Consider the following 15,894-nt stretch of genomic DNA (forward strand, 5'->3'; position numbering starts at 1 on the left):
TGTTTCAAGAGGAGTCGTCGCGGGACCGCCACACGATCGAGGCGGCGAGCGCGGCGACCCCGACGAGAGCCAACATCTGCAGTTGCCAGTCGTGTCCGGCGTACCCGTCGACCGACCGCCACGGGTTCTGGCTGAGGCCGGCCCCGGCCAGGATCGGCCCGCCCGCGGCGACGATCAGGGTGGCGCGGTCCAGCCACCGCCAAGACCGCAGCAGGTACCGCGCGAGGAAACACCCGCCCACGACGGCGACGCCGACGAACCCGGAGATCAGCCATCCGACGGCGAGCATCGCCGCTCCGGCGACGGCGGGCGGCACCGACCAGGGTTCGGGGGCCTCGAGCGTGACGCGTCGGCGGACCGGCCAGAACGCCAGCAGCGCCAGCAGCGGCAGCAGCGCGAGGCCGCCGAACAGCCCGATCCGGTACGGCACGTTGGACGCGAACTCGAGCGTGACGGTGCCCGACGTGTTCGCGGGCACCACCCAGCCCTGCTGCCAGCCGTTCACGGTCACGGGGGTCAGCGTGGTCCCGTCCGGACCGCGGGCACGCCAGCCCGGGTTCACGCTCTCGGGCACCACCAGCACGCGCTCGGCGGCGGCGGCCGCGACGTCGACCACGCGACGGTCGTTGGACCACTCGCCGGTCTGGGCGACCGTCGTCGGCGCGGGCCGCACCTGTGGCGCCCGGGGACCTGCAAGTTGGACACCGTCGACGACGAAGGCCGTGCCGGGGCTGACGAGCAGTTCCTGCTGACCGGCGGGCAGCGCGATCGGCGTGGTCCGGCACGGTCGGGCCGGGATGGGCCGTCCGTCGAGGAGGTCGTCGACGCGTGCGTCCACCGACGTCTGCACGAACTGGCCCGCGATGCCGATGACCGGGCCCCTGCCGCACGGCAGGTCGATGGTCCGCGCGCGGTTGGCCGCGGCATCGGCGGCGGCGATGGGCCTGCCGCGGTCGTCCAGCACGGTCACCTCTGCCAGGCCGGGTGGTTTGACCTGATCGAATCCCAGTGCGGTGCGGTCGATCACGTCCGACCAGTCCAGGATCGACAGTGCGACGACGTCGGTGGTGCGCGGGTGCAGCGCCACGGTCTGCTCGCCGCCCTCGGGGTCGAGGGACCGCACCTGCGGGCCGTCGCCGAGATCGATGGCGACCAGTGTCGGGTGGGCAGGCAGCGCCGACCGGCTCGGCGTCAGGCGCAGGCCGGTGACCTCGGTGGGGCGCGGTAGGCGCAGTTCGAGGTTGACGCCGGTGCGGTGCTGTACGACGCCCTGGGGTGCCGTCCACGACGTGCGCGGGTCGCCGTCGGTGGCGGCGTAGGCGGAGCCGAGGACGTCGATCGGATCGGCGTCGCCCACCGCGCGCGTGGTGCCGGGCGGCCGGATGAGGTCGGCGAGGTTGGGCCCCTGCCGGGCGCGCACCCACACCGTCGGCGTCACCGTCGTCGCCTCGGGCACGGTGAGCGTGCGGCTGAGGTTGACGGGTTCCTCGGGGGACAGTGCCATCGCCGCGGCGCACAGGACGGCGACGGGACCGTCCGCACAGCCCGGCCGGCCTAGCAGGTCGGACCCCAGATCCCATTGCGCCACATCGGCATTCGGCGGCGGGCCGGGGACCTCGACGGTGTGGCGGAGGTTGACGGGCTGGGCGAACCCGGACGCGTCGTACTGCGTGATCGAGAAGTCGGTGATGCCGAACTGCACGCCCGCCGAGCCGTCGTCGGTGCCGACCGCGGTGAACTTCACCCACGGCGTCTCGCCGTAGGGCAGTGCGACGGTCAGGGGCTTGCCGGCCTCGTCGAACCTCAGCGTGCTGGTGCCGGTGGCCGTCGACACCTCGATGCGGCGAACCTGTGCGCCGACGGCCGTCGCGCTCGGTGTCAGCGTGACGGTCGCGTTGGTGATCGGCCGGTCGAGGTCCACCCGAAGCCACTGGCCGAGCGCGGCCTGCAGGGCGTTGGACACCCAACTGGTCGACGAGTCGCCGTCGATGGCCGCGGCCGGGCCGGTAGCGGGTGCGACGTTGGGCAGCGCGGTCGAATCGGCCGCCGAACTCGACGCGGTGAGGCGTCCGCCCGGCCACGCGCCGTAGACGGGGTCGGTGGCCGGCGCGGGGTAGTCCATCACGCGGTTGTAGGTGCGCCGCGGGTCGTCGGGGGCGCGGATCGCCGACGAGTGGTCGTCGACCCGGCCGTAGTCGGTCTCGCGGGCGGCGGGGGTGTCGGTCACGGTCACCAGCGGCGTGGGCAGCCCGGCGCGTTCGGCGTCGCCGGTGAGCAGCATGGGTCCGAGGGGCTTCTCGCCCAGCAGGTTCCGTCGTTCGTCGAGGCGCAGCAGCGCCTCGGGTGCGCCGTCGACGCGTGCCATCGCGTCGGCGTCGGCGAGGTACGGGCGGGTGGGGGTCGACGCGGTCACGCGGTAGATCTGGACCGCGGGGTAGGGCGGCCGCAGGCCGCTGTCGCTGATGAACCCGGTGAGCAGCCCGGGGCCCACCGGGTCACCGAAGCGGGCGACCTCGGCGAGTCCGGGCGATCCGTCGAGCGCGCGGTGCACCAGGAGCGGGCGGGCCGACCGCGAACTCTCGGGATCGAGGTCGTTGCGCACGACGACGTACGAGATGCCCTGTCGGGCAAGCGTCTCGGCGAGGCCGGCGGACGGGCGGCCCGCGGCGAACAGGCGCTGCACGGAGTCGAGCGCGCGGATGGTCTGCGGCGGGGTCAGCGGGATCGAATCGCGCACGCCCCACGGACTCGACCCCAGCACCTGCAGCGGCTCGTCGTGGCTGTTGCCCCAGACCTGCGTGGCGAACGGCGCACCCGGGACGACGAGCACCCGACCCGGGTTCGGCGCGTTGTGCTCGTCTAGCCAGGCCGCGGTGTCGTGCCAGTAGCCGGGGATCGCGGTGAAACCGCCCGGCGGAGTGAGGCGTCCGGTCCAGGCGAGTGACGTCGCCGCGGTCAGCGCGACGAGCACCACGACGCCGACGGCGACGCGCCGGTCCCGTTCGGGGTGGGCGAGTCCGGCCACCCACCGGGTGCGGGGGACGCTGCCGGGCAACGGGATGCGGCCCAGGAGATGGGCGAGGCCGAGGGCCAGCGGCAGGCGCAGCAGCGGTTCGAGCTTGTGCACGTTGCGCAGCGGGGTGCCCGACGCGTCGAGGAAGGCCTGCACCTGCTGGGCGAGCGGCGAGCCCAGCGACCCGGAGTAGCCGACCGCGAGCAGCGCCAGGCCGAGCAGCAGCATCGTGATCAGGCGCCCGCGGGCCGGCATCGACCGCAGGGCCAGCCCGGCCAGTCCGGCCGCGGCCACCAGCGTCGTCGCCAGCACCGCGACGGAACCGGTCACCAGCGAGGATCCGGCGGTCGCGGTGGGCGCGACGAACGGCGTCCAGCTGTACGTGCCGCGCAGGACCTCGGTCAGCGACAGCCACTGCGTGGTGACGCCGGACGATTCGATGAAGTCGAGGAACGGCGGGCTGATCCGGCCGAGCATCAGCAGGGCGATCACCCACCAGGTGACGGCGAGGGCGCCGCACAGCGCCCACCACCCGGTGAAGCGCCACCACAGCCGGTTGGGCCGGTGTGCGGCCCACCAGATGATCGCCGCCAGGCAGCCCGTGAGTGTCGCAACCGCGTTCACCGCGCCCATCAGCGCCACCGCGAGCGCCGACCGGGCGGCCAGCGTGCGCAGCCGGGGATCACCGCGCAGCGCGAGGATCACCGGCAGCAGCACCCACGGCGCGAGCATCATCGGCAGCGTCTCCGACGAGATCGCGCCGATGGTGGTCAGCACCCGCGGCGACAGCGCGAACGCGAGCGCGCCGACCACGCGGGACGACGTGGTGCCGATGCCGAGCGCCTCCGCAACCCGCAGCAGACCCCAGAAGCCCACCACCAGCAGCAGGGCCCACCACAGCCGCTGCGTCACCCAGCCGGGCAGCCCGACGACGTCGCCGGCGAGGAAGAACGCGCCGTGGGGGAAGAGGTAGCCGTAGGCCTGGTTCTGGGCCTGGCCGAAGGGCAGGTCGCCGTTCCACAGGTGGGCGGCGCGCGCGAGGAACCGCAGCGGATTAGCGGTGAGGTCGAGTTTGGTGTCCGGCGCAATCAGGCCGGGGGACTGCGCGAAGCTCAGGACGAGAGCGACGGCACCGACCAACCACAGCCAGCGACGGGACACGGGAGAGTTGTGCGCCGGGGTGCTACGTACGGTCGCCGTACTCGACCCTGTTGAGCACCGACGACGCCGGATCGCCCGCCTGGAGCGGGGGCTTGGTGTCCTGCTGGACCATCAGCGTCAGACCGAAGATGGCGGCCGCTCCCAGGAGCAGGCCGACCACGATGCTGGCCGCTGCAGGCAAGACGAACCGATCCACTGGGCCAAAGTAGCACGGCGACCCGTTAGCCTCGATGTCCATGGTTCCGTCTCTCGCACCGACCCGAGCTGCGTCCCGTACTCCGTCTCGAACCCGGACCCGCGCCCTCTGCGCCGTGGTGGCCGCCTCCGCGATGACCGTGGCGTGCGGGTCCGGCGGTGCGACGCCCCCCGACTCGACCAGCGCCGCCGCACCCACGCCCGTCTCGACCTCGACGACGCTGCCGGTGACGCCGGGCGGCCCCGCGTGCGGTGCCGGCGCCGAACTGCTGGCGTCGCTGTCGACCCGCGACAAGCTCGCCCAGCTGCTCACCGTCGGCGTGACCGGCGCCGCCGACGCGACGGCCGTCGTCGACCAGCAGCACGTCGGCGGCATCATGATCGGCAGCTGGACCGACCTCGGCATGCTGTCCGACGGCACGATGCCCGCACTCGCCGACACCGCGTCGCCGCTGCCGCCGAGCGTCAGCGTGGACGAGGAGGGCGGCCGGGTGTCCCGGCTGAAGTCGGTCATCGGCGTGCAGGCGTCGCCGCGCGTGCTGGCACAGACCAAGACGCCCGAGGAGGTGCGCGCGATCGCCTTCCAGCGCGGCCAGGCGATGCGCAACCTCGGCATCACGGTCGACTTCGCGCCCGTCGTCGACGTCACCGACGAGTCCGACGACGAGGTGATCGGCGACCGGTCCTTCGGGTCCGATCCCGCGGCGGTCGTCGAGTTCGCCGGCGCCTACGCCCAGGGCCTGCGCGACGCGGGCATCCTGCCGGTGATCAAGCACTTCCCCGGCCACGGCCACGCCTCGGGCGACTCGCACGTCGGCGGCGTCGTCACGCCCCCGCTCGACGCGCTCAAGGCCAACGACCTGATCCCCTACGGTCCGCTGACCATGCAGGGCAACGTGGCCGTGATGGTCGGCCACATGCAGGTTCCGGGACTCACCGGCGACCTGCCCGCCAGCCTCAGCCCGGCGGCGTACGACCTGCTGCGCTCCGGCGGGTACGGCGGTGCTCCGTTCGGCGGCCTCGTATACACCGACGACCTGTCCAGCATGGGCGCGATCAACCAGCGCTACGGCGTCGCCGAAGCCGTGCTGAAGTCACTGCAGGCCGGTGCCGACGTGGCGCTGTGGATCACCACCGACGAGGTGCCCGCGGTGCTGGACAGGCTGGAGAGCGCCGTCAACGGCGGCGAGCTGGACATGGGCCGGGTCGACGGATCGGTGCTGCGGGTGGCGGGCACGAAGGGCCGCTCGCCGCGCTGCTGATCAGCGCACCACCTTTACCAGGTCCAGCGTCGGATCCGACGCGCTGATCGGATTGCCCGCCCGGCGCAACGCCAGCAGCAGTGCGATCACGTCGGCGTCGAAGCGCTCACCGGGCATCACCAGCGGGATACCGGGTGGGTAGGGCGTGACGGCTTCGGCCGCCACGCGGCCCGTCGCCTCCGAGAGCGGCACCGAGACCTCGGCGGCGAAGAACGCCTCGCGCGGGGTCAGGACCGTCGCCGGGCGGACGGCCAGCAGGTCCTCGAGCAGGCCGCTCTCGTCATCCTCGGCCCGCGTCCCGACGTCGGCCGCGATGGCCGTCAGACCCGCCACCAATCGGTCAACGTCGGCGTCGGTGTTCCCGATCGTCGTGATGCACAGCAGGTGTCCGGCGCCGCTCAGCTCGGGCTGGACACCGTGGTCGCGGTTCAGGCGGGCCACCACCTCCCGTGCCGGCGCCGCCAGGCCCGCGGTACCGATCAGCAGCTTCGTCTCGTCGAGCTGATGCAGGCCGGTGCCCGGCCCGTCGAGGTGGTCGCGGCGCAGCACGCTCAGACCCGGGATGGCGGAGATCCGTTCGGCGGTGCGGCGCGCCCGTTCGAGGGCGTCGTCGAGCAGGGCAGGTCCGCTCAGCATCATCTCGCGCCGCGCCAGGTCGATCGACGCCATGATCGCGAAGTGCGGGCTGGTGGTCTGGACGAGCTGCAGCGCCCGGCGTACCGAGGCGGTGTCGAGCTGGGCGGGGTCGACGTGCAGCACCGCCGCCTGGCTCAGCCCGGACAGGATCTTGTGCACCGACTGCACGGTCGCGGCGGCCCCGGCCCGCTCGCCCGGTGTCGGCAGGTCGGGGTGGAACGCGAAGTGCGGCGAGTGCGCGCCGTCGACGAGGAGCCGGGCGCCGTGCCGCCGGCAGGTGTCCGCGAGCGCCGCGACGTCGCCGGTGGTGCCGTAGTAGGTGGGGTGCAGGATCCAGAGTGCCTGCGCCGCAACGCGTTCGAAGGCCCGTTCGACCACCGCGACGTCCAGCCCGTGCGCGACGCCGAATCGTGCGTCCCACCGCGGTTCGAGCCACACCGGCCGGGCGCCGACCTGGACGAGCCCGGCGAGCACGGACTTGTGCGCGTTGCGCGCCACCAGGACCGGCTCGTCCGGCCGCAGCGCCGACAGCGCGACGGTCACGTTGCCCGACGTGGACCCCTGCACGAGGATGAAGCTCTCGCCCACGCCCCAGGCGTCGGCGATCAGCCGCTCCGCCTCCAGGATCGGCCCCTCCGGGCAGTGCAGTGTGTCGGTGTCGGGGAGGTTGTTCAGATCCATCGCCGCGATGTGGTCGCGGAACCAGGGATCCAACGTCCGGCCACCCTTGTGGCCGGGGCTGTAGAACGGTGCCTGGTCGCGCTCGACGAAGCGCCGCAGCGATTCGAACAGTGGCGCCGACGCGTGCGTCACGGCCCGTAGACGCGTTCGGCGTTGTGGACACCGATCATGTCGACGATCCGCACGGCGTCGGACTCCGTGCAGTCGCCCGCGCGCACCCACTCGCCGAGCACGATGCCCATCGACCGTCGCCAGAGCACCGATCCCAGCACGTGCAGCTCCGGTGGGCCGAAGGCATCCGACGAGTACAGCTGTTTCGCGAACGGAGCGGTTTCGAGCGCCTCGGCGACCAATCCCGTCGACCGGACGCCGAGGTAGTTGATGGCCAGACCAACGTCGAAGTTCACGTGGTCGAAGGCCTGCGCGAGGTACCCGGCCTGCCGCTGGAACGGATAGCAGTGCAGCAGCAGCACCGGGACGGGAGTCATGGTGCGCAGCAGCGGCAGCAGCAGCAGGGGGTCGGTGCGGTTCAGGTCGAGGTCGCGGTCGCCGAACCCCACGTGCACCTGGATCGGAAGTCCTCGTGCCGCAGCCTCGTGCACCCCGAACGCGATCAGCAGCGGGTCGTCGAGTCGCAGCGGGCGGGGCCGTCCGCTCAGGGCGCGGGCGCGCGCGACCACGTCGGCGTCGTCGGGCCGCGACCAGTCGACGTCGAAGCCCGTGCGGTACGCGACGATCGTCTTGGTGCCGACCACGTCCGGGGAGTCGGCGGCGGCCCGAAGTGCCGCCCGGAAGGCCGCCGGGTAGTCGTCCGGTGCCGTCCCGCCCTCCAGCAGGTCCTCGGCCAGCCGTTCCAGCCGCAGGATCTCCGACGACGGCACTCCGCTGAGATCGGTCAGCCGCTCGGGCGTGGTGATCAGGTCGCCCTTGAACCCGGTGTCGACGATCCACCGCGAGACGCCCGCCGCGGGCAGCATCACGCGGGCCAGCTCGTCGGGGGAGTATTCGCTGCGGCGCGCCCAGTAGTCGTCGGCGCCCGCCAGCGCGTCGAGCCCGATGAGCGGCGCGCACCACCGCCGGATCGACAGGCCGAGCGGGGAGTCGAACTGGGTCATGAACGACGGCACCGGATCCGTCGAGCCCTCGTTGATGGCCGCCTCGAAACCGGCTCTGTCGACGGGCTTGTCGTACGCGCCGTGCACGTGGTGGTCGATCAGCGTGACGGTGCGCAGGTGGTCCGCGACCCCGTCGGGGACGTCGACCCCGCCGAACACGTCCTGCAACTCACCAACCGGCATACTTCGCCACCTCCTCGGCGTCGACGCGTCCCGCGGCGGCGTCGGCGAGTGCCGCGCCGAGGATCTCGACCGCCCGGCCTGCCTCTGCCTCGTCGAGCACCAGCGGCGGCGTGATCTCCAGGACGTTGCCGCCAACGTAGTAGACGACCGCACCCAACTCCCACGCACGGTAGACGACCTGCGCGGCGAGCCGGGGATCGCGCGCACCGGTCGCGGGATCGACGAGTTCGACCCCGATCGCGAGGCCGCGCCCGCGGACGTCGCCGATGCGGTCGGCGCCGGGGGAGCCGGTGAGGCCCCGCAGCGAATCCGCCAGCAGCGCACCGGTGGTCGCGGCGCGCTCGGCCAGTCCGTCGCCGACGATCGTCGCGAGAACCGCGCGTCCCGCCGCGGCGCAGACCGGGTTGCCCGCGGTGGTGAGCAGTGCTGCGGCGGGCGGGTGGTCGAGGATCTCCGCAGGCCCCACCGCCGCCGACAGCGGCAGCCCGCCGCCCAGCACCTTGCCGAACGTCACGATGTCCGGGACGACGCCGTCGTGCTCGAACGCGTGCAGCGTGCCCGGCCGCCCGAGGCCCATCTTCACCTCGTCGCAGATCATCGGCACCTCGTGCGCGCGGCACAGGTCGTGCAGTCGGCGGAGGAACCCGTCGGGCGGTACGACGAGGCCGCCGTCGGACAGGATCGGCTCGACGATCAGGCAGGCGATCGCGTGGTCCGACAGCGCCTGCTCCGCCCGCGCCAGGCTGGCGGCCTCGTCGGCGTCGACCGCCGCCGGGTCGTCGCCCGCACCCCCGTCCGGCCGAAACGGGTTGGGGTAGGGGATGAACACCGCGTCCGGGTCGGCCGGCACGCCGGCGTCGACGTGCACGCCGGAGACGCCCATCGCGACGCCCACGCCACCGTGGTAGCCGTGCTCGAAGGCCAGCACGGTGCGCCGTCCGGTGGCGTGCCGGCATGCCCGCAGCGCCACGTCGTTGGCGTCGGATCCGGCGTGACCCAGATACACCCGTCGCTCCCCGTCCCCGGGAACCAGGGCCAGCAGGTCCTCGGCGAGGCCCACGGAGTCGGGGTGCACCGCCGACAGGCCCCCGGACCCGGGTGCGGTGCGGACGGCGCGGCTCACCGCCTCCACGATCGCCGGATGACCGTGCCCCAGACCGGAGGCGGTCCACGTGGCCGAGAGGTCGATCAGCTCCCGGCCGTCGGGGGTGACCAGCGTCGAGCCGTGACCCGACACCACCTCCAGCGGGAAGAAGCGCAACTTCTCGATGCCGGCGACGGCGGCCTCGTCGCGTGCGTAGAGGGTGCTCATCGGCCGGCCGCGGGTCCCTGCTCGGCGGCCGCGGCCGTGAGGTCCAGTTCGCGGCTCAGGGACTCGCCGACGCGTTTCGCGATGCGCGAGGCGGCGATGGCGATCACGAGACCGATCAGGCACCAGTACAGTCCGAGCAGCGGAGCGGCCGACCACGTCTCGGCGTCCTTGACGTTGAACCACAGCACGACCGCGATCACGACGGCACCCAGGAGCGGCAGCACCAGTCCGAGTACCTTGCCCTTGCCGCCGTGCACCCGGGCGAACCTCGGTGCGGTGGTGAACCAGGCGGCCGCGATCTCGACGAGCAGGTAGCAGACCATCAGGCACACCGAACCCGCCACGGCGAACAGGAAATAGGTGTCGATCGCCGCGTTGCCGGTGCCCATGTCGGGCCAGCCGAGCGCAGCGCAGACGAGGTCGACCACCAGCGCGACGCCCACCACCAGCCAGGTGGCCAGACGCGGCCCGCCGGTGCCCTCGTGGATGGTCGCGAGCGCCTTGGGTCCGAATCCGTCGCGGCCGAACGCGTACAGCATGCGACCCGACGTCGCGGACGTGGCGAGGTGGCAGCCGAATGCCGCGACCGTCGCGGTGAAGATGATCAGCAGGCTGAACCACTGGCCGACGTAGCTGCTGCCGAGGTCGCCGAGCGTGTTGCCCGATCCCTGGAACGCCTCGAGACCCGCTGCGTCCGTGCCGAATCCGATCACCTGCGCGAACATCACGACGACGAACAGCACGCCGGTGAGGATCAGCGTGCCCGCCAGGGCGCGCGGGATGTTGCGGCCCGGGTCGTCGGTCTCCTCGCCCATCGACGCGCATGCCTCGAAGCCGGCCCAGGACAGGAAGGCCGCCACCACGCCGCTGATCACCGCGGACGCGGAGACGCCGTCGAACGTGAAGACGCTGAAGTCGATGCCGGTGGTCGATGCGCCGCCCTTGGCGAAGATCACGACCACCAGCACGACCATCGACAGGATGCCGATGCCCTCGATCACGAGCAGGATCTTCGCGAGCAGGCGGATGTCGCGGCCGGCGAGGAGGAACGAGATGATGGCGCCGACCACGACGACCGCCGGCCAGGGCACCTGATACGGGGTCTCGTCGTCGGGTTGCAGCTGGGCGATGAAGGCGTTGGTGAACGCCGCCGTCAGCGCGAGTGTCCCGATCGCGAAGCCGACGTATGCGCCGAGCATCGCGAAGCCGGAGAAGAACCCGGCACGCGGACCGATGGTGCCGCCGACCAGTCCGTAGGCCGAGCCGGCGTGGTTCAGGTGGCGGGTCAGCCGGATGAAGCTGTACCCCACCAGCGAGACGCCGATCAGACCGATCAGGAACACCAGGGGGATGGCCTTGCCCACGGTGGCGATCAGGCCCTGCCCGTTGCCGGACATGGCGAGGGTGGGGCCGACCAGGGCGACGGACATCGCCAACGCGACCCAGAACGGCAGTCGCCGGTGGGGGAGCTGCGACTCCTCGGCGGGTGGGTCGGCCGATACGTTCGTGCTCATCGTTGTCTCCGTTCGGGTGGGGTCAACAGCTCCAGGCGAGGCGTAGCGCCTCGGTGACGTCGGCAGGCGACAGGTCGCCGTAGGTGCGGATCTCGTGCCGCCGGACCGCGACGAGGGCCTCGACGACCTCGGGGGTGAGCAGTTCGGCTGCCACGGCGGAGTTCTCGAGGGCGTCGATTGCCGCCGCTTGCGCGGTCTGCAGCGGGGGTGGTGTCACGGCGACGGTCGACGGGTCCACCGGGATCTCGTCGGGGAGGTCGAGTTCGCGGTCGATGCCGCGCAGCGCGCTGGAGAGGAACGCCGCAGTGGCCAGGTAGGGGTTGGCGCTCGGGTCGACGAGCTTGAGTTCGGCGTTGGCGCCGTGCGGGCTGCCGGGCGTCGCGGCGATGAAACGCACCGCCGCCTCGCGGTTCTCGAGACCCCAGCACGCGGAGGCGCCCGCCCAGTTGCCGGGCTTGAGCCGCAACGGGGAGACGGCGGAACCGGCGTAGACGCCGACGAGGTCCGGCAGGGTGTCGAGCACGCCCGCGATGGCCGACCCGCCATGGGGCCGGATGCCGTGCGGCCCCCTGCCGCCCGAGAACAGCGGGCCCTCGGCGTCGGCCAGCGAGAGGTGCAGGTGCGCCCCGTTGCCCGCCGCACCCTCGAACGGCACGGGAGAGAACGAGATTCGCAGCCCGTGACGCGCCGCGGCGCGACCGAGCACGATGCGCGCCAGGATCACCGCGTCGGCGGTGGCGACTGGGGTGTCCGGCGCGAGCGACACCTCGAGTTGATCGTGGCCGTACTCGGTGTGGATCTGCTCGACGGCGAGTCCGGCCCGCTCGGCGGTGGTGGCGAGGTCCACCAGGAAGGCGGAGCGATCGAGCGAGGTGCGGATCCCGTAGGGCGACCAGGGTTCGGCGGACGCGGGGCTGCCGTCGGCCGCCAGCATCGTGCACTCGAGTTCGCCGCCGACGCGTACGGTGAGCCCGCGGTCGGCGGCCGCTGCCTCGGCACGCGCGAGCAGCGACCTCGTGCACAGCGCAGCCGGCTCGCCGTGCTGATCACCGAGTGAGCCAGGCGCCCAAGCGATTCCGTCCCCGATCAGCCGGACGTCGGCGGGGTCGATGCGGATCCTGAGGTCGCCGGTCACGCCGATGGCGGGGGTGAAGGCGATGCCGGTGTCGACGCAGAAGACGCTCCACGACGGCGAGACGCCCATGCCGGAGCGCTGAAAGTCGCCCAGGCGCCGCACGGGGACGTACTTGCCCCGGGTCACGCCCGCGGGATCGGTGATCGATCCGACGACCAGGACGACCTCGTCGGCGACCAGGTCGTCGATCCGGGCATCGACCGGTGACCGTTCACCTTCGGCGTCGCCGACTGGCATCCGGACTCCTTCCGCGGGGGTGGTTCGGACTGTGAGTCTCCGAGAAAGCTATGTCATGAATGTTTCAGGATGTTTAAATTCGGCAGATTTCGTTTGATTCATTAGACGCTGCACCGGAGGATGCTGATCATGTGTCGCCTGCTGGGTGTCGTGTCCACCTCCTCGATCTCGGTCGTCGACGCCGTGGGCAGTGAGGTGCTGGCGGACTTCCTCGCGCTGACCAAGGTCCACGGCGACGGGTGGGGCGTCGCCACCATGGACCGCGCACCCACCGAGCACGCCCCGGCGGACCCCGCGGTCCACGTGTCGGCCGGCAACGCACTGCACGACCCCGACTTCGCCGCCGCGACCGGCGACCTGCGGGCGGCGGCGTCCATGGTGCATCTGCGGTGGGCCACCAACGGCCTGGCGGTGCAGCCGCAGAACTCCCACCCGTTCGTCGCCGACGGCATCGCCATGGCGCACAACGGGTCCATCAAGCCGATCGGCCCACTCGGGGAGCTGCTGGACGACGACGTCACCGCGTCGCTGCGCGGCACCACCGACAGCGAGCGGTACTTCGGTCTGATCCGCCAGCACCGTCGATCGGCGCCCACGCTCGCCGAGGCGGTTCGTCGCGCAGTGGCACAACTGCGGGAGCTGTACCCCGACGCGAGCCTCAACGCACTCCTGCTCGGTGAGGACCACCTGATCGTGGTGCACGCCCACGCGCACAGCCGGTTGCTCGACGAGGACGTCGAGGAGATCACGGCCGCCGACCTGCCCGCCGAGCACCTCGAGGACTACTTCGCACTGCGGATGGCCCGTCCCACGCCCGGCACCCTGGTGGTGGGCTCCACCGGCTTCGGTTCGCTGGCGTGGGAACCGATGGAGCCGGAGTGCGTCACCGCCATCGCGCTGGGCGATCTGTCGACGACGCGCCATCCCCTCGTGGCAGATTGACCGCCATGTCCGACGAGAGCGTGGCCGGCCGGGCCAATGCCGCGCTGTCGTCGCTGAGCAAGGCCGAGCGACGAGTGGGGCGTGCCCTGCTCGCGGACTATCCAAGTGCGGGGTTGGTCAGTGCCGCGCGGCTCGCCGAACGGGCCGAGGTGAGCCCGCCGACCGTGCTGCGGTTCGCCCAGTCGCTGGGATTCGAGGGCTTCGCGGGCCTGCAGGTGGCGCTGCGCGCGGAGCTGACCTCGCAGTCCAGCGGCCCGCTCACCCGGTTGCCGGACGAGCCCGCCGCGGGCGGCCTGCTGGACCGGCTGCTGCGGCAGGCCCGCGGCCAGAACGACCGCGCGGTCGAGACGCTGGCGCTGCTGCCGGAGTCGGCGCTCGACGCCGCGGTGGCGCTGCTGTCGGACGTCGCTCGACCCGTGCACCTGTACGGCGGGCGCTTCTCGCACCTCCTGGCGGCGCATTTGGCCGCGCACCTCGAGCAGCTGCGGCCGGGCGTGCGGCTGCTCTCCGACCCGCGGGGCCGCGACCTCGGGTCGATGATGGAGCTGACCCGCCGCGACGTGGTGGTGCTGTTCGACTACCACCGGTACCAGCGCAGCGCCGCCGACGTCGCCGCGGACGTGCACCGCGCGGGCGCGTCGGTGGTGCTCATCACCGACGATCTGGCCTGTCCGGTGGCGCCCGATGCCGAGGTGGTGCTGGCGGCGTCGAGCACCGTCGGCACGGTCTACCAGAGCATGTCGGCGGGCTTCCTGCTCACGGAGTTGCTCATCCCGCTGGTGATGGACGCCGTCGGCGAACCCGCACGCACCCGCATGGCCCTGTGGGAACAGCAGCGACGGGCCGAGCTGCTGCCCTGACCCCCGCGGTCACGTCACGGCGGCTCTCCGGGCACCCATTGTTTACCCTGATCACATGGCAGGTGGAACCAAGCGGTTGCCGCGCGCGGTCCGCGAGCAGCAGATGCTCGACGCCGCGGTGCAGATGTTCTCGGTGAACGGCTACCACGAGACGTCGATGGACGCGATCGCCGCACAGGCGGAGATCTCCAAGCCGATGCTCTACCTGTACTACGGCTCCAAGGAGGAGCTGTTCGGCGCGTGCCTCGACCGCGAGGTGGCGCGCTTCGTCGAGACGGTGCGCGGCGACATCGACTTCACCCAGCCCGCGCGGGAACTGCTGCGGACCGCGGTCGTGTCGTTCCTGAGCTACATCGACGAGAACCGGGCGTCGTGGATCGTGCTGTACACCCAGGCCACCAGCTCGCAGGCGTTCGCCCACACCGTGCGCGAGGGTCGCGAGCGCATCATCGACCTCGTCGGCAGGCTGCTGCTGTCGGGTACGCGGAACCCCGAGCCGGACATGGACTTCGACATGATGGCCGTCGCGCTGGTGGGGGCCGGCGAGGCCGTGGCGAACCGGGTCAGCACCGGCGACACCGACGTCCACGACGCCGCCGAGTTGATGATCAACCTGTTCTGGCGCGGCCTCAAGGGCCGGCCGTCGGACGCGCACGCGCTGCCCTGAGGCTGCACACCTCCCACCACGCCGCGAGACTGCTGTGAGATCGCGATCCGACGCGGAATCGCGATCTCCCAGCAGTCTCGGCGGGGGCTGTCGGGTGGGGACCGACTACAGCGGGGTGACGGTGCCCGTGACGTGCGGGTAGCCCTTGGACAGGTGGCGCAGCGCCAACTCCCAACCGCTACCGGCACGCTCGACCCACAGCCCGGCCTTGGCCGGCAGCAGGACGGGCTTGCCGAACTTCACCGTGTACGTCACGGCGTCGGGCAGCTGGCCCTCGACGTTGGCGAGTATCGCTGCGGCCGTGAACATTCCGTGCGCGATCGAGGTGGGGAAGCCGAACAGCTTCGCGCCGATCGAGCTGGTGTGGATCGGGTTGTGGTCGCCGCCCACCGAGGCGTAGTGCCGGATCTGGCCGGGGCTGATGGACAGCACCGCATTCGGCGGCGGCAGCTTCGGCCGCTTCTTGGGCTCGGCCTTCGGCTCGTCGGACAGGCTGGTGCGCTGCTGGTGCAGGAACGTCGTCACCTGGTGCCAGGCGACGTCGTTGCCGACCGACACGTCCGTGACGAGGTCGACCAGCAATCCCTTGCGGTGCTCGCGCAGGTTCTCGGCGTGCACGTCGACGTCGACCACGTCGGTCACGGCGATCGGCCGGTACTGCGTGATCGTGTTCTCCACGTGCACCGAACCCATTGCGGCGAACGGGAAGTCGAAGCCACTCACCAGCGACATCAGCGACGGGAACGTCAGCGCGAACGGATACGTCAGCGGAACGGTGTCGTCGAACCGCAACCCGGTCACTTGGGCGTACGCCGCGACGTTGGCGGCGTCGATCGCCAGGTCGTCGAGGTGCACCGTGCGATCGGGCAGCGCGCTGCCACGCGGGACGAAGGGCAGTGCGCCCGCCGCCGCGCGGACCATGTTCAGCAGGCCGCTGGGCTGTTCGGTCATGTCGTCTCCCCGGATCCTGGCCGCTGCTCG

General features: G+C 72.0%; 12 protein-coding genes. 4 read left to right on the plus strand and 8 right to left on the minus strand.

What is annotated here, in order from left to right; genetic code table 11:
* Window positions 1–4 precede the first annotated feature (4 nt).
* A complete protein-coding gene (locus tag AC1MEY_RS25415; RefSeq protein WP_480228113.1) occupies window positions 5–4,174 on the minus strand; it encodes an alpha-(1->3)-arabinofuranosyltransferase domain-containing protein in 4,170 nt (1,389 codons plus the stop codon).
* Between the two features lie 22 nt (window positions 4,175–4,196).
* Window positions 4,197–4,370: a DUF2613 domain-containing protein gene (locus AC1MEY_RS25420; protein ID WP_163796397.1), complete on the minus strand. Its 174-nt coding sequence runs from the start codon at window positions 4,368–4,370 to the stop codon at window positions 4,197–4,199.
* Window positions 4,371–4,410: 40 nt separating this feature from the next.
* On the opposite strand from AC1MEY_RS25420, the gene AC1MEY_RS25425 reads away from it, so the two are divergent.
* Window positions 4,411–5,631 carry a glycoside hydrolase family 3 N-terminal domain-containing protein gene (locus AC1MEY_RS25425; RefSeq protein ID WP_480228114.1) on the plus strand — a complete coding sequence of 407 codons (1,221 nt, stop codon included), beginning with the start codon at window positions 4,411–4,413 and terminating at the stop codon, window positions 5,629–5,631.
* Here AC1MEY_RS25425 and AC1MEY_RS25430 read toward each other — a convergent pair whose 3' ends face one another.
* Genes AC1MEY_RS25430 through AC1MEY_RS25450 form a run of 5 tightly spaced genes read right to left on the minus strand, consistent with a single transcriptional unit; the run spans window position 5,632 to window position 12,444 of the window.
* Window positions 5,632–7,080 (minus strand): aminotransferase class I/II-fold pyridoxal phosphate-dependent enzyme, encoded by a 1,449-nt coding sequence (locus tag AC1MEY_RS25430; RefSeq protein ID WP_480228115.1) that lies wholly within the window; start codon window positions 7,078–7,080, stop codon window positions 5,632–5,634. It lies immediately after the preceding gene.
* Entirely contained in the window at window positions 7,077–8,246 is a 1,170-nt protein-coding gene (locus AC1MEY_RS25435) for an amidohydrolase family protein (protein ID WP_480228116.1), read from the minus strand. Before AC1MEY_RS25435 ends, AC1MEY_RS25430 begins: the two co-directional genes overlap by 4 nt.
* Complete coding sequence (locus AC1MEY_RS25440; RefSeq protein ID WP_480228117.1) at window positions 8,233–9,558, minus strand: aspartate aminotransferase family protein; 1,326 nt, start codon at window positions 9,556–9,558, stop codon at window positions 8,233–8,235. Before AC1MEY_RS25440 ends, AC1MEY_RS25435 begins: the two co-directional genes overlap by 14 nt.
* On the minus strand, window positions 9,555–11,072 hold the full coding sequence (locus AC1MEY_RS25445; RefSeq protein WP_480228118.1) for an APC family permease: 1,518 nt from the start codon (window positions 11,070–11,072) through the stop codon (window positions 9,555–9,557). Before AC1MEY_RS25445 ends, AC1MEY_RS25440 begins: the two co-directional genes overlap by 4 nt.
* A gap of 22 nt (window positions 11,073–11,094) precedes the next feature.
* The gene (locus AC1MEY_RS25450) at window positions 11,095–12,444 is read right to left on the minus strand and encodes a type I glutamate--ammonia ligase (RefSeq protein WP_480228119.1); all 1,350 of its coding nucleotides are present in this window, start codon (window positions 12,442–12,444) and stop codon (window positions 11,095–11,097) included.
* A 129-nt stretch (window positions 12,445–12,573) separates the two neighbouring features.
* Here AC1MEY_RS25450 and AC1MEY_RS25455 point away from each other — a divergent pair, with 129 nt between their 5' ends.
* From AC1MEY_RS25455 to AC1MEY_RS25465, 3 genes are read left to right on the plus strand one after another with little or no spacing between them, the layout of a single operon-like run.
* Window positions 12,574–13,386, plus strand: coding sequence for a class II glutamine amidotransferase (locus AC1MEY_RS25455; protein ID WP_480228120.1), 813 nt, complete (start codon window positions 12,574–12,576; stop codon window positions 13,384–13,386).
* Between the two features lie 5 nt (window positions 13,387–13,391).
* Window positions 13,392–14,246: a MurR/RpiR family transcriptional regulator gene (locus AC1MEY_RS25460; protein ID WP_480228121.1), complete on the plus strand. Its 855-nt coding sequence runs from the start codon at window positions 13,392–13,394 to the stop codon at window positions 14,244–14,246.
* 55 nt (window positions 14,247–14,301) lie between these two features.
* Window positions 14,302–14,913, plus strand: coding sequence for a TetR/AcrR family transcriptional regulator (locus AC1MEY_RS25465; RefSeq protein ID WP_480228122.1), 612 nt, complete (start codon window positions 14,302–14,304; stop codon window positions 14,911–14,913).
* Window positions 14,914–15,018: 105 nt separating this feature from the next.
* Here AC1MEY_RS25465 and AC1MEY_RS25470 read toward each other — a convergent pair whose 3' ends face one another.
* Window positions 15,019–15,864: a MaoC/PaaZ C-terminal domain-containing protein gene (locus tag AC1MEY_RS25470; RefSeq protein WP_480228123.1), complete on the minus strand. Its 846-nt coding sequence runs from the start codon at window positions 15,862–15,864 to the stop codon at window positions 15,019–15,021.
* Between the last annotated feature and the right edge of the window lie 30 nt (window positions 15,865–15,894).

This window comes from Mycobacterium sp. PTI7, assembly GCF_056679845.1.

Bases quoted from the DNA above. Each gene is read 5' to 3' on its own strand.
- AC1MEY_RS25455 (WP_480228120.1), top strand. From the start codon at position 12,574: ATGTGTCGCCTGCTGGGTGTCGTGTCCACCTCCTCGATCTCGGTCGTC.
- AC1MEY_RS25450 (WP_480228119.1), bottom strand. From the start codon at position 12,444: ATGCCAGTCGGCGACGCCGAAGGTGAACGGTCACCGGTCGATGCCCGG.
- AC1MEY_RS25440 (WP_480228117.1), bottom strand. From the start codon at position 9,558: ATGAGCACCCTCTACGCACGCGACGAGGCCGCCGTCGCCGGCATCGAG.
- AC1MEY_RS25470 (WP_480228123.1), bottom strand. From the start codon at position 15,864: ATGACCGAACAGCCCAGCGGCCTGCTGAACATGGTCCGCGCGGCGGCG.
- AC1MEY_RS25425 (WP_480228114.1), top strand. From the start codon at position 4,411: ATGGTTCCGTCTCTCGCACCGACCCGAGCTGCGTCCCGTACTCCGTCT.
- AC1MEY_RS25435 (WP_480228116.1), bottom strand. From the start codon at position 8,246: ATGCCGGTTGGTGAGTTGCAGGACGTGTTCGGCGGGGTCGACGTCCCC.
- AC1MEY_RS25465 (WP_480228122.1), top strand. From the start codon at position 14,302: ATGGCAGGTGGAACCAAGCGGTTGCCGCGCGCGGTCCGCGAGCAGCAG.
- AC1MEY_RS25445 (WP_480228118.1), bottom strand. From the start codon at position 11,072: ATGAGCACGAACGTATCGGCCGACCCACCCGCCGAGGAGTCGCAGCTC.
- AC1MEY_RS25460 (WP_480228121.1), top strand. From the start codon at position 13,392: ATGTCCGACGAGAGCGTGGCCGGCCGGGCCAATGCCGCGCTGTCGTCG.